This window comes from Kosakonia sp. MH5, from assembly GCF_009935945.1.
Classification (GTDB): Bacteria; Pseudomonadota; Gammaproteobacteria; order Enterobacterales; family Enterobacteriaceae; genus Kosakonia; species Kosakonia radicincitans.
Window position 1 is genome coordinate 1 of record NZ_QODH01000013.1, and the last position, 12,653, is coordinate 12,653.

At 51.1% G+C, this 12,653-nt stretch carries 12 protein-coding genes; 6 read left to right on the forward strand and 6 right to left on the reverse strand.

Annotated features, from left to right (window positions below; translation table 11 throughout):
* Positions 1-103 precede the first annotated feature (103 nt).
* On the reverse strand, positions 104-607 hold the full coding sequence (gene mobB / locus DK872_RS23810) for a molybdopterin-guanine dinucleotide biosynthesis protein MobB (RefSeq protein WP_079517153.1): 504 nt from the start codon (positions 605-607) through the stop codon (positions 104-106).
* Between the two features lie 2 nt (positions 608-609).
* Positions 610-1,188: a molybdenum cofactor guanylyltransferase MobA gene (gene mobA / locus DK872_RS23815; RefSeq protein WP_071921741.1), complete on the reverse strand. Its 579-nt coding sequence runs from the start codon at positions 1,186-1,188 to the stop codon at positions 610-612.
* 69 nt (positions 1,189-1,257) lie between these two features.
* On the opposite strand from mobA, the gene DK872_RS23820 reads away from it, so the two are divergent.
* The 3 genes from DK872_RS23820 to dsbA all read left to right on the forward strand — a co-directional run bounded on the left by DK872_RS23820 (position 1,258) and on the right by dsbA (position 3,229).
* Complete coding sequence (locus tag DK872_RS23820) at positions 1,258-1,527, forward strand: YihD family protein (protein ID WP_035890354.1); 270 nt, start codon at positions 1,258-1,260, stop codon at positions 1,525-1,527.
* A 75-nt stretch (positions 1,528-1,602) separates the two neighbouring features.
* Complete coding sequence (locus DK872_RS23825; protein ID WP_007369344.1) at positions 1,603-2,589, forward strand: serine/threonine protein kinase; 987 nt, start codon at positions 1,603-1,605, stop codon at positions 2,587-2,589.
* A 16-nt stretch (positions 2,590-2,605) separates the two neighbouring features.
* Positions 2,606-3,229 (forward strand): thiol:disulfide interchange protein DsbA, encoded by a 624-nt coding sequence (gene dsbA / locus DK872_RS23830; RefSeq protein WP_007369343.1) that lies wholly within the window; start codon positions 2,606-2,608, stop codon positions 3,227-3,229.
* A 13-nt stretch (positions 3,230-3,242) separates the two neighbouring features.
* Here the strand turns inward: dsbA and DK872_RS23835 are convergent, their stop codons facing one another.
* Entirely contained in the window at positions 3,243-4,151 is a 909-nt protein-coding gene (locus tag DK872_RS23835; RefSeq protein ID WP_035890352.1) for an acyltransferase, read from the reverse strand.
* 425 nt (positions 4,152-4,576) lie between these two features.
* Between DK872_RS23835 and polA the strand changes: the two genes are divergently transcribed.
* Positions 4,577-7,363, forward strand: coding sequence for a DNA polymerase I (polA, locus tag DK872_RS23840; RefSeq protein ID WP_144136402.1), 2,787 nt, complete (start codon positions 4,577-4,579; stop codon positions 7,361-7,363).
* 297 nt (positions 7,364-7,660) lie between these two features.
* Here the strand turns inward: polA and yihA are convergent, their stop codons facing one another.
* Positions 7,661-8,287: a ribosome biogenesis GTP-binding protein YihA/YsxC gene (gene yihA, locus DK872_RS23845; RefSeq protein WP_007369340.1), complete on the reverse strand. Its 627-nt coding sequence runs from the start codon at positions 8,285-8,287 to the stop codon at positions 7,661-7,663.
* Positions 8,288-8,867: 580 nt separating this feature from the next.
* Here yihA and yihI point away from each other — a divergent pair.
* Positions 8,868-9,371: a Der GTPase-activating protein YihI gene (gene yihI / locus DK872_RS23850; RefSeq protein WP_007369339.1), complete on the forward strand. Its 504-nt coding sequence runs from the start codon at positions 8,868-8,870 to the stop codon at positions 9,369-9,371.
* A gap of 186 nt (positions 9,372-9,557) precedes the next feature.
* Positions 9,558-10,931, forward strand: coding sequence for an oxygen-independent coproporphyrinogen III oxidase (hemN, locus tag DK872_RS23855; protein WP_007369338.1), 1,374 nt, complete (start codon positions 9,558-9,560; stop codon positions 10,929-10,931).
* A gap of 75 nt (positions 10,932-11,006) precedes the next feature.
* Here hemN and DK872_RS23860 read toward each other — a convergent pair whose 3' ends face one another.
* A complete protein-coding gene (locus DK872_RS23860) occupies positions 11,007-11,129 on the reverse strand; it encodes a YshB family small membrane protein (protein ID WP_007369337.1) in 123 nt (40 codons plus the stop codon).
* A 110-nt stretch (positions 11,130-11,239) separates the two neighbouring features.
* Complete coding sequence (gene glnG / locus DK872_RS23865; protein WP_007369336.1) at positions 11,240-12,649, reverse strand: nitrogen regulation protein NR(I); 1,410 nt, start codon at positions 12,647-12,649, stop codon at positions 11,240-11,242.
* Positions 12,650-12,653 lie beyond the last annotated feature (4 nt).

The window sequence follows — 12,653 nt, forward strand, 5'->3', positions numbered from 1 at the left end:
TCTCCCCATGCGAGAGTAGGGAACTGCCAGGCATCAAACCAGTGAAGAGGCCATCCGGAAGGATGGCCTTTTTGCGTTCAGATAAAATAAAAGGTCACACGCTCTATGCGCGTAACCAATGAAGAATAAAGCCAGCAATCTGAGCAATATCATTTATATCCAGCACCGGTACATCAAGTTCCAGTGCTACATCGCTGGCTACCGCGATGACATGCTCATCCAGTATAAGCTCTTGCAGATTATGCCCGCAGTCCTGTCGCCAGAGCATAATTTTTGCCACGGACTCATGTTTAAAACCTTCGACCAGAACTAAATCCAGTTTCGTTGCATCCATTCGACCAGCAAGATACGCCAGATCCAGACTGGTTTCATCTGGTGTTTCTGTCATCAGCGCCCAACGCTGCGAACTGGCGACCAGAGTCTGTGCTGCTCCCGCCTTGCGTAGCTCATAGCTATCTTTACCCGGTTTATCGACATCCATATCGTGGTGGGTATGTTTTATTAAGCCGGGACGGATACCATGAGCACAAAGCTCTGGAATTAACTTTTTGAGTAGCGTGGTCTTTCCTGTACCGCTCCATGCGGCAATAGCCAGTAGTGGGATCATAGTTACTCCTGCCAATGAGCCAGGTCTTCCGGGGTATTCACATTAGCGAAAGCGTCTTTAACATCGCTAAAATCCACCGCATGGCCGCCAGCCTCGCGCAGGAATACCATTACCCTGCGTTCACCGCGTGCCAGATATTCCTGTAAAGAGGGCATGATATCGCGATGAATTAGCGCGATAGTTGGATGATCCCGCTCGCCATCGTGGACCCAGATAGCCAAAGCCTGCTGACGGTTTCTCTGTAACCGTATGGCAAGATCTGCCGGTATATGAGGGGTATCGCAGGGACAGAAAAGGAACCATAGCCCAGAATGTTGCTGCATCACTGATAGAATTCCTGCCAGCGGCCCGGGATAATCACGTAGCGTATCGGTCAGCACTGGCAGGCCACTGGCACGATAGATATCGAGGTTTCGATTAGCGCTAATAACCATATCTGTCACCTGTGGCTTCAGTTTTTGCGCTACATGCTCCCAAAGTGGTTGGCCATTAAGTTGCAATAATCCCTTATCATTTCCTCCCATACGTGAGGCTTTCCCTCCCGCCAGAATTACGCCAGTTACCGCATCACTTACTGCCACCAGTATCGCCTCTTTTATTGTGGGTTTGACCCTGCTAACGTGTCTGTACCAAGAGTAAGGAGCACGAACATGAAATGTAAACGCCTGAACGAAGTTATCGAACTTCTCCAGCCTGCGTGGCAAAAAGAACCCGAGTTAAACTTAATGCAATTCTTGCAGAAACTGGCGCAAGAGTCAGGTTATGAGGGTGAACTGGTCGATTTAAGTGATGACATCCTGATCTATCATCTGAAAATGCGTGACTCAGCGAAAGATGCCATCATCCCTGGTATTCAGAAGGATTATGAAGAGGATTTTAAAACCGCTCTGCTGCGCGCACGTGGCGTAATTAAAGAGTAAAAGCTTGTAAGCGGCGCCACTGAACGCGCCGCGAAATGGTATCCTGAATTATTCGTCGAATTTTCGGATGCCAGGATGACCCGTAACGCTTTTACTTTCCAGACACTACACCCCGACACCATCATGGATGCGCTATTTGCGCAGGGGATCCGTGTGGATTCTGGCCTTACTGCGCTAAATAGCTACGAAAACCGCGTTTATCAATTTCAGGACGAAGATCGCCGTCGTTATGTGGTGAAATTTTACCGTCCTGAACGCTGGTCGGCCGTGCAGATCCTTGAAGAGCACGAGTTTGCCCTGGATCTTCAGCGCGATGATGTACCGGTCGCCGCACCGCTTGCCTTTAATCACCAGACCCTACTTACTTATCAGGATTTCTATTTTGCTGTCTTCCCAAGCGTTGGCGGTCGGCAATTCGAAGCCGACAATCTGGATCAAATGGAATGGGTTGGCCGCTATCTCGGGCGATTGCATCAAACCGGCAGCAAAAAACGTTTTACTCATCGCCCGGATATTGGTGTTAAAGAGTATTTAATTGAACCCCGCCAGTTATTTGAAACCACCACGCTTATTCCTGCGTCGCTGAAAGAGGCATTTTTGAGCGCTGTTGATAAGCTTATTGATGCTGTTATGGATCAGTGGCACAGCCGTTTCAATCTCCTGCGTCTGCACGGAGACTGTCATGCCGGAAATATTCTCTGGCGTGACGGACCGATGTTTGTTGACTTAGACGATGCGCGTAATGGTCCTGCGGTACAGGATCTATGGATGCTGCTACATGGCGATAAAGCCGAGCAGCGTATGCAACTGGAGATGATCGTCGAAGCATATGAAGAGTTTTGTGAATTTAATCGTGCCGAGCTTGGCCTGATTGAGCCTCTTCGCGCCATGCGTCAGGTGTACTATCTGGCGTGGCTTATTCGTCGCTGGGACGATCCGGCGTTTCCGAAAAACTTTCCATGGCTGCGCAGTGAAGATCACTGGCGCAGGCAAACTTCGATTTTTCTGGATCAGGTGAATGTTCTGCAAGAACCACCTTTAGCATTAACACCAATGTATTAAATGGAGAGAATTAACCATGAAGAAGATCTTTTTGGCGCTGGCAGGAATGATTCTGGCTTTTAGCGCCGTAGCTGCTCAACCTACTGATGGTAAGCAGTTTATTACGCTTGATAAGCCGGTGGCAGGGGAGCCGCAGGTCCTTGAGTTCTTTTCGTTCTATTGCCCGCATTGCTATGACTTTGAACAGGTGTGGCATGTTGCCAGCGCTGTGAAAGAAAAGCTGCCGCAGGGCACCAAAATGACCAAGTACCATGTTGAATTTCTGGGGCCACTGGGTAAAGAAATGACCCAGGCCTGGGCGGTTGCAATGGCGCTTGGTGTGGAAGATAAAATTACTTCCCCGATGTTTGAAGCGGTACAAAAAACGCAGACTGTTCAGTCCGTTGCTGATATCCGCGATGTCTTCATCAGCGCTGGCGTAAAAGGCGAAGAGTATGATGCGGCGTGGAACAGCTTCGTGGTGAAATCACTGGTTGCTCAGCAGGAAAAAGCGGCTGCTGACCTTCAATTGCAGGGCGTTCCGGCCATGTTTGTTAACGGCAAATACCAGGTTAACCAGCAGGGCATGGACGGCAGCAGTCTGGATGCTTTCGTGAAAGACTACGCAGATACTGTAAAATATCTGGTAGAGAAGAAGTAAAAAATAGCGCCGGTCAATGACCGGCGTTTTTATATTGCGCTTTTATCGCGTCTATATGTTCATCTTTGTCGGACCATAATTTATTCAGCCATTGCTGAAAACCGCGTTTAAAATTCTTGTCGTTGACGTAATCGCCATGCAGTTCTTCATTCACCGGCAGCAAATTAATACGTACGACAATGCGTGTCAGCTTGCCGCTGAGCATATCAAAGAAAGGCGTCTTATCATTTTCCGGGTAGCACAAAGTAACATCCAGCAGCTTATCAAACTGTTCTCCCAGCACGTTCAGCGCCATGGCAATACCGGCCGCTTTTGGTGGCAAAAGATTTTTGAAGGGGGAACGTGTCTGGCGACGTTTTTCCTCGGTAAAGCGCGAGCCTTCCACGAAATTCACAATCGTTGTGGGATGATGGCGAAACTTCTCACACGAGCGCCGTGTGGTTTCCACATCTTTGCCGCGGCGTTCCGGGTGACGGAGCAGATAGCTTCTGGAGTAGCGGCGCATAAATGGCATATCCAGCGCCCAGCAGGCAAGCCCGATAAAGGGTACCCAGGCGAGTTGTTGCTTAAGGAAATATTTATTCATCGGGATATGTTTGCGGAACAGCACGCATAACACCACGATATCTGCCCAGCTATGGTGATTGCAGATCAGCAAATACCAGTTCTTTTTATTCAGCCCTTCCAGCCCTTCAACATCCCATTTTAAATGCGGATTGAGATGCAGCAGCCATGAGAGGCCTACACACCAGCAATACATCATGAAATTACAGAAGGCTGAGATCGCTCTCCACAATACCGGCACTGGAAGCAGCAGCTTGAGTAAGCCGGCGACAATAATTGGCACGGAGCAAAAAATAGTAACCAGTATGGTAAGCAGGACACTCATAAACAGAGTGAATACTGCAAGCAATCTCGACATAGTTAAAGTATTCAGAAAGTTAGCTGCTAAAGCCACACAATAAAGAAGAGTAAGGCGCTGATTTTACCAGAAAACCCAATGCGGGAATGCTTAAACCTTGCTGGTAATACCTGGTGCCTCTGGAATAGAGAATGCCAATTGACTTTTCTTATATCCACATAGAGTAAATTGCCATCAAAAGGCAATAATGATCTTTTGTCTTTGTGTAACTTATTAAATATAAAGTAATTGTGTTTTTTTACGATCGACAGAAGGGCACAAAAATCCAGCCGAACAGAAACTATTCACAAACTTATCCACAGGTTTATTGTGCGAGCGATCCCGACGATCGCGAAATCTTTTCCGGCAAATACCGTGAAAAACTCATGTTTTCTCCCTGTCTGTGGCATCCTTTAGCTATAAATTGATAAACAGGCACGGACATCATGGTTCAGATCCCAGAAAACCCACTTATCCTTGTTGACGGCTCGTCTTACCTCTATCGCGCATATCATGCGTTCCCGCCGCTGACCAACAGCGCCGGAGAGCCCACCGGTGCCATGTACGGCGTGCTGAATATGCTGCGTAGCCTGATCCTGCAATATCAGCCGACTCATGCCGCCGTGGTATTTGATGCGAAGGGAAAAACCTTCCGTGATGAGCTGTTTGAGCATTACAAATCCCATCGTCCTCCGATGCCAGACGATCTGCGTGCGCAAATAGAACCGCTGCACGCCATGGTTAAAGCGATGGGCCTGCCGCTATTGGCGGTTTCTGGCGTGGAAGCGGATGATGTGATCGGCACGCTGGCGCGAGAAGCCGAGAAAATGGGGCGTCCGGTGTTGATCAGTACCGGTGATAAAGATATGGCGCAACTGGTAACGCCGGGTATCACGTTGATCAATACTATGACCAACACCATTCTTGGTCCGGATGAGGTTGTCACCAAATATGGTGTACCACCTGAACTGATCATCGATTTCCTGGCGCTGATGGGTGACTCCTCCGATAACATTCCGGGCGTTCCTGGTGTGGGTGAGAAAACCGCGCAGGCGCTGCTACAGGGGCTGGGTGGTCTGGATACGCTGTATGCTGAATCAGATAAAATTGCCGGATTGACTTTCCGTGGTGCGAAAACCATGGCCGCGAAGCTGGAGCAGAATAAAGAGGTGGCGTACCTCTCTTATCAACTGGCGACCATCAAAACCGATGTCGAACTGGAACTGACGTGTGAGCAACTGGAAGTGCAGCAGCCTGCGGCTCAGGAACTGCTTGGGTTGTTTAAGCAATATGAATTCAAACGCTGGATAACCGACGTCGAAGCCGGTAAATGGTTGCAGGCGAGAGGCGCAAAACCCACAGCGAAACCGCAGGAAACCATTGTGGTGGAAGCGGAAGCTGATATGCCAGCTGCCACACTCTCTGCGGAACAGTACGTCACTATTCTTGACGAAGAGACGTTGCAACAATGGATCGCGAAACTGAAGAGCGCGCCGCTGTTTGCCTTTGATACTGAAACGGACAGCCTCGATAATATCAGTGCTAATCTGGTTGGCCTCTCCTTTGCGATTGAACCCGGCGTCGCCGCTTATGTGCCGGTCGCGCATGATTACCTTGATGCACCTGACCAAATCGCCCGCGATCGTGTGTTAGAGCTGCTCAAACCGCTGCTGGAAGATGAGAATGCCCGCAAGGTAGGGCAAAACCTGAAATACGATCGCGGTGTGCTGGAAAACTACGGCATTGAGCTGCGCGGGATCGCGTTCGACACCATGCTCGAATCCTATACGCTGGATAGCGTTGTCGGTCGCCACGATATGGACAGCCTGTCTGAACGCTGGCTGCAGCATAAAACCATCACCTTCGAAGAGATTGCCGGCAAGGGTAAAAACCAGCTCACTTTTAACCAAATCGATCTGGAGCAGGCGGGGCGCTACGCGGCGGAAGATGCTGATGTCACGCTGCAATTGCATCTGAAGATGTGGCCGGAGTTGCAAAAAAATGCCGGGCCGCTGAATGTATTCCAGAATATCGAAATGCCGCTGGTTCCTGTGCTCTCGCGCATTGAACGTAACGGCGTCAATATTGATCCTGCTGTGTTACATAAGCACTCCGAAGAGCTGACATTGCGTCTGGCTGAGTTGGAGAAAAAAGCGCACGACATTGCAGGTGAGCCATTTAACCTCTCATCAACCAAGCAGCTGCAAACTATTCTGTTTGAAAAACAGGGGATTAAACCGCTGAAGAAAACGCCGGGCGGCGCGCCTTCAACGTCAGAAGAGGTACTGGAAGAGCTGGCGCTGGATTACCCGTTGCCGAAAGTCATTCTGGAATACCGTGGGTTGGCCAAACTCAAGTCAACCTACACCGACAAACTGCCGCTGATGATTAATCCAAAAACCGGGCGCGTACACACCTCGTATCATCAGGCGGTGACGGCAACCGGGCGTTTATCATCTACCGATCCAAACCTGCAAAACATTCCGGTACGTAATGATGAAGGGCGACGTATTCGCCAGGCGTTTATTGCGCCGAAAGATTATGTGATTGTCTCGGCAGACTACTCGCAAATCGAACTGCGAATTATGGCGCATTTATCGCGCGATAAAGGCCTGCTGTCAGCCTTTGCTGAAGGTAAAGATATTCACCGGGCGACCGCTGCCGAAGTCTTCGGCTTGCCGCTGGAAAGCGTAAGCAATGAACAGCGTCGCAGCGCGAAAGCGATCAACTTTGGTTTGATCTACGGAATGAGCGCCTTTGGTTTGTCCCGACAACTTAATATTCCGCGTAAAGAGTCGCAGAAGTACATGGATCTTTACTTTGAGCGTTATCCTGGTGTGCTGGAGTATATGGAGCGCACACGGGCGCAGGCGAAAGATCGCGGTTATGTGGAAACACTGGATGGTCGTCGCCTCTATCTGCCGGACATCAAATCCAGCAATGCTGCCCGACGCGCAGGAGCGGAGCGTGCAGCAATCAACGCCCCGATGCAGGGTACGGCGGCCGATATCATCAAACGGGCAATGATCGCCGTTGATGGCTGGCTGCAAAGCGAAAAACCTCGTGTGCGTATGATCATGCAGGTACACGATGAACTGGTGTTCGAAGTGCATAAAGATGATGTTGATGCAGTGTCGAAAAAGATCCATGAACTGATGGAAAGTAGCACCACGCTTGATGTGCCTTTGCTGGTAGAAGTGGGGAGCGGGCAAAACTGGGATCAAGCGCACTAAGCGTTCGGTGAATAAGGGACTTTTTCTGTAAGTAAGCAACATATCGCCGACAGTTTTGTGACAATCATTAGAATTCCATATGTAAAAAGTGAAAAGAAATTACAAAAAATGCTTTGTCAGGATCCAAAAAGGGAGTAGAGTTATTTGCGTAGGGTACAGAGGTAAGATGTTCTATCTTTCAGACCTTTTACTTCACGTAATCGGATTTGGCTGAATATTTAGCCGCCCCAGTCAGTAATGACTGGGGCGTTTTTTATTGCGCGAAAGAAAAAGCGCGGCGGACGCCGCACCTGGGGTTTATGCGTCGGTTTCTTCAACCGGCGGCAGAGAACTGAACCAGCCGTCCAGCTTTTCACGCAGTTTATCCACGCCCTGTTTTTTCAGTGAAGAGAATGCTTCTACCTGTACTTCACCGTTAAAAGCCAGCACTGCTTCCCGTACCATATTAAGCTGCGTTTTACGCGCGCCGCTGGCCAGTTTGTCCGCTTTGGTCAGCAGCACGAGAACCTGCAAGTTGCTCTCTACTGCCCATGAGATCATCTGTTGATCGAGGTCTTTTAACGGATGGCGAATGTCCATCAGCACCACCAGTCCCTGCAAACACTGGCGTTTTTCCAGATATTCACCCAATGCACGTTGCCATTTGAGTTTCATCTCTTCCGGCACTTCGGCGTAGCCGTAACCCGGCAAATCGACGAGGCGCTTGCCCTCGGCAACTTCAAACAGGTTAATCAGCTGCGTACGTCCGGGGGTTTTTGAGGTGCGCGCCAGGTTTTTCTGTTGAGTTAATGTGTTTAGCGCGCTCGATTTACCTGCATTGGAACGGCCGGCAAAAGCCACTTCAACGCCGGTATCGGCAGGCAAGTGGCGAATATCAGGCGCACTGGTGACAAAATGCGTCTTTTGGTAATTCAGGTTTGTCAAAACGGTCGTCTCCATCATCAAAGCATGCGGCGATTATACCTGAACCGGAACAAAAGGCTGTTTTTCTCGCCAGAAACCTGTCTGGCAGCCGTAAGCCATTACCGCGCCATTTGTAAGATATTGGCTCTTCCAGCTATGCGAACTTTCAGAGGAATTTCAGGTTGATAAATAGATAAGAATATTTTAATCAATAACTTATGCTTGAAGAATAGTCTGAAACTAGCGTTTTAAGTCCTGTTAATGCTTGTCTGTTTAGCTCAGAAGGGTAAAGTAACCCCTACAAGGCAGGAGGCCTGAAAGGGAAGGAAGACTCAAGGATCGAGGGGGCGGGAGCGCCAGGAGGCGAAGACCACAGGATAATGTCAGGAGATGTTTGCAAGGAAAGGGACCTCAACAGGGAACGTTCTTAGCTAAGGGATAGACAGGGTAGTTGACAGCAAACAGGGAACGTAAAACCCGGCTTCGGGTTGAAGGTCAAGAAAAAAGGCGACGGTTTACACTGTCGCCTTTTTTCTTTGCTTGCTTTCTGCTAGATTCCGCCGCAATTCTATACTGAAGAAAACGACTTAAGACGACCATTATGAAAAAACCGTCCTCCAATCCGCGCAGCAAAGTGCGCCGTAAAACCCGTGAAGAATTGAATCAGGAAGGCCGCGATCGTAAGCGCGAGAAAAAGCATCGCGGTAATGTCTCTGGCAGCCGTGCGAACGGTGGCGGTGAGTCTTCTGGCACCGGTAAAGGCAAGTTGCAGAAAGACCCGCGCGTTGGCAGCAAAAAACCGATCCCGCTGGGTGTCACCGACACACCGGTCAACAAGCAGCACAAACCTAAGAGCGAGAAACCTATGCTTTCACCGCAGGCTGAGTTGGAGATGCTGGAAACGGATGAGCGCCTGGATGCGCTACTGGAACGTCTTGAAGAGGGTGAAACCCTGAGCGCTGACGATCAAGCGTGGGTTAACGCCAAACTGGACCGCATCGATGAGTTGATGCAGAAACTGGGCCTTTCTTACGATGATGATGAAGACGAAGAAGAAGAGGAAGGCCGGGAAGATATGATGCGCCTGCTGAAAGGCGGCAACTGATCCTTTTCTATGGGCTTTCCCGTCCTGCTTATAACCCTTCCGGTTATATGTTATCTGGTGTGGTTATTCGTTAAACTACAGCGGTTGTCGCAGCGCAGAGTCTGGCTGCGCAACCGGCTTATGACCCGCAACGAGGTCAGGCCGGGCCGCCGGAACCGCCAGCGGCGTCATCGGAAGGAGTAAGCAATGTCAGAGCAAATTATCGACTGGGATCTGGCCCTGATCCAGAAATATAACTATTCCGGGCCGCGCTACACGTCCTATCCCACCGCGCTGGAGTTTTCAGACGCTTACGGTGAAGAGGATTTCCGCCAGGCGGTTGCACGTTATCCTGAGCGTCCGCTGTCGCTGTATGTGCATATTCCGTTTTGCCACAAGCTTTGCTACTTCTGCGGCTGCAATAAAATCGTTACCCGCCAGCAGCATAAGGCCGATCAATATCTCGATGCGCTGGAACAGGAGATCGCCCATCGCGCGCCGCTGTTTCGCGGTCGCCACGTCAGCCAGTTGCATTGGGGCGGCGGTACGCCAACGTACCTCAACAAAACGCAAATCAGCCGCCTGATGGGGCTGCTGCGCAGTCATTTTGATTTCAATACCGATGCAGAGATCTCTATTGAGGTCGATCCTCGTGAAATTGAACTCGACGTGCTTGACCATTTGCGTGCGGAAGGCTTTAACCGCCTGAGTATGGGCGTGCAGGATTTCAACAAAGAGGTGCAAAGGCTGGTCAACCGCGAGCAGGACGAAGAGTTTATCTTTGCGCTGCTCAACCACGCCCGCGAGATTGGTTTTACCTCAACAAATATCGATCTGATTTACGGGTTGCCAAAACAGACGCCGGAAAGCTTCGCCTTTACGCTACAACGTGTTGCAGAGCTTAGCCCGGATCGCCTGAGCGTCTTCAACTATGCGCATCTGCCAACGCTGTTTGCCGCGCAACGCAAAATCAAAGACGCCGATCTGCCTTCGGCGCAGCAGAAGCTCGATATTTTGCAACAAACCATCGTTTCGCTGACCGGCTCCGGTTATCAGTTTATCGGTATGGATCACTTCGCCCGCCCGGATGATGAGCTGGCGATTGCCCAGCGCGACGGCGTTTTGCACCGTAACTTCCAGGGATACACCACGCAAGGCGACAGCGATTTGCTGGGGCTGGGCGTTTCCGCCATCAGCATGATCGGCGACAGCTATGCGCAAAACCAGAAAGAGCTGAAGCTCTACTACCAGCAGGTTGACGAACGTGGCGACGCGTTGTGGCGCGGTATTGCGCTTACCCGCGACGACTGTATTCGCCGCGATGTGATTAAAGGCCTGATTTGTAATTTCCGGCTGGATTTCAGTACAACGGAACGCGTCTGGGATCTTAATTTCCGCGACTATTTTGCTGAAGACTTACGCCTGTTAGCGCCGCTGGTGAACGATGGGCTGGTGGAGATGAATGAGCAGGGGATACAGGTCACGCCGAAAGGGCGTTTGCTGATCCGCAATATCTGTATGTGCTTTGATGCGTATTTGCGCCAGAAAGCGCGTATGCAGCAGTTCTCAAGGGTAATTTAAGTGAAAGCGTTATCAGGCCAGGGCAAAAACCACTGGCCTGAAACGCATAGCGCCTTGCGGCGGCGGCAAGCAAAACTAGCTAAACAGCCCAACCAGCGCGGCGCAAAGAACAGCCGCGATAGCCGTTTGCGGTGTGTGGCTTGCTGATGCGCCAGCTTCGACGCCCGCACTGACCACACTGATAATTGATTCCAGCATCATGAACTCCCCCGTGAACGGGCAAGATCATACTTCACTGCGATAAACAGTAAAGCGCAAAATAGCGTCAATTTGCGGCTGAGATTCATAATTTACATTTCACCCGCTCGTTACTCCATTCCCAGCTCTTTCAACTTGCGTGTCAGAGTATTACGTCCCCAGCCAAGCAAGCGCGCCGCTTCCTGTTTATGCCCCTGAGTATGGCGCAGCGCGGTGGTCAGCAATGTCCGTTCCATCTCCGGTTGCGCTTCAGAAAGCAGGTTTTGATGTCCGGAACGCAATGCCCGATCGGCCCACTGCGCCAGCAGCGTAGCCCAACTGTCAGGCAAACTCTGCGACGGGCTGTCCGGCACCGTGGTTTCAAACAGTTCACTGGGCAGGTCCTGGATCAGCACTTCCTGGCCCGCAGCCATCACCGTTAACCAGCGACAGGTGTTCTCAAGCTGGCGTACGTTACCCGGCCAGGCCAGACGCGTGAGCGCCGCTTCAGTTTCCGGATGCAACTGCTTGGCTTCCACTCCCAGTTCACGTGCCGCGACTTGCAAGAAATGACGCGCAAGGCGAGGAATGTCTTCCCGGCGTTCGCGCAGCGGCGGCAAATGGACGCGAATAACGTTCAACCGGTGGAACAAGTCCTCACGGAATTTGCCTTCCTGAACGCGCAGCTCCAGATTCTGGTGCGTCGCCGCAATAATGCGCACATCAACCTTTACCGGCGCGTAGCCGCCGACGCGATAGAACTGACCATCGGCCAGCACGCGCAACAAACGGGTTTGCACATCCAGCGGCATGTCGCCGATCTCGTCGAGAAACAGCGTCCCGCCATCGGCCTGTTCAAAACGCCCCTGGCGGATCGTGTTCGCACCGGTAAAGGCACCTTTCTCATGGCCAAACAGTTCTGATTCAATCAGATCTTTGGGAATTGCCGCCATATTCAGGGCGATAAATGGCGCTTTCACTCGCGGGCTATGGCGATGCAGCGCATGCGCCACCAGTTCTTTACCGGTCCCTGATTCGCCGTTAATCAGGACGCTAATCGACGAGCGCGACAGGCGACCGATAATGCGAAACACATCCTGCATCGCCGGCGCTTCGCCGATAATATCGGTGGTCGGGCCGCTGGCCTGTATATTGCGCGGCTGCTGCTGTTCCTGATAATGGCTAATCGCGCGTTCAACCAGCGCGACGGCTTCATCGATATCAAAAGGTTTGGGCAGGTAATCAAAAGCCCCTTGCTGATAAGCACTTACCGCCGCATCCAGATCGGAATGCGCGGTCATAATGATGACCGGGAGCATTGGATGGCGCTGTTTGATCTGTTTTAACAGTGCAAGTCCATCCATCCCTGGCATACGAATATCCGAAAGCAGTACATCCGGGGTTTTGGTGGTGAGCGCATCAAGCACTTCATTGGCACTTTCAAACGTTGTACAACTCAAGCCTGCCCCGCTGAGCGCGCGTTCCAGCACCCAACGGATGGAGCTATCGTCATCAACGATCCAGACTATCCCTCGTTGCATAAAC

What these genes read in the sequence shown, in the direction of transcription:
- mobB (WP_079517153.1), bottom strand. Translation starts at nt 607, where the DNA reads ATGATCCCACTACTGGCTATTGCCGCATGGAGCGGTACAGGAAAGACC.
- DK872_RS23820 (WP_035890354.1), top strand. Translation starts at nt 1,258, where the DNA reads ATGAAATGTAAACGCCTGAACGAAGTTATCGAACTTCTCCAGCCTGCG.
- DK872_RS23825 (WP_007369344.1), top strand. Translation starts at nt 1,603, where the DNA reads ATGACCCGTAACGCTTTTACTTTCCAGACACTACACCCCGACACCATC.
- dsbA (WP_007369343.1), top strand. Translation starts at nt 2,606, where the DNA reads ATGAAGAAGATCTTTTTGGCGCTGGCAGGAATGATTCTGGCTTTTAGC.
- DK872_RS23835 (WP_035890352.1), bottom strand. Translation starts at nt 4,151, where the DNA reads ATGTCGAGATTGCTTGCAGTATTCACTCTGTTTATGAGTGTCCTGCTT.
- polA (WP_144136402.1), top strand. Translation starts at nt 4,577, where the DNA reads ATGGTTCAGATCCCAGAAAACCCACTTATCCTTGTTGACGGCTCGTCT.
- yihI (WP_007369339.1), top strand. Translation starts at nt 8,868, where the DNA reads ATGAAAAAACCGTCCTCCAATCCGCGCAGCAAAGTGCGCCGTAAAACC.
- hemN (WP_007369338.1), top strand. Translation starts at nt 9,558, where the DNA reads ATGTCAGAGCAAATTATCGACTGGGATCTGGCCCTGATCCAGAAATAT.
- DK872_RS23860 (WP_007369337.1), bottom strand. Translation starts at nt 11,129, where the DNA reads ATGCTGGAATCAATTATCAGTGTGGTCAGTGCGGGCGTCGAAGCTGGC.
- glnG (WP_007369336.1), bottom strand. Translation starts at nt 12,649, where the DNA reads ATGCAACGAGGGATAGTCTGGATCGTTGATGACGATAGCTCCATCCGT.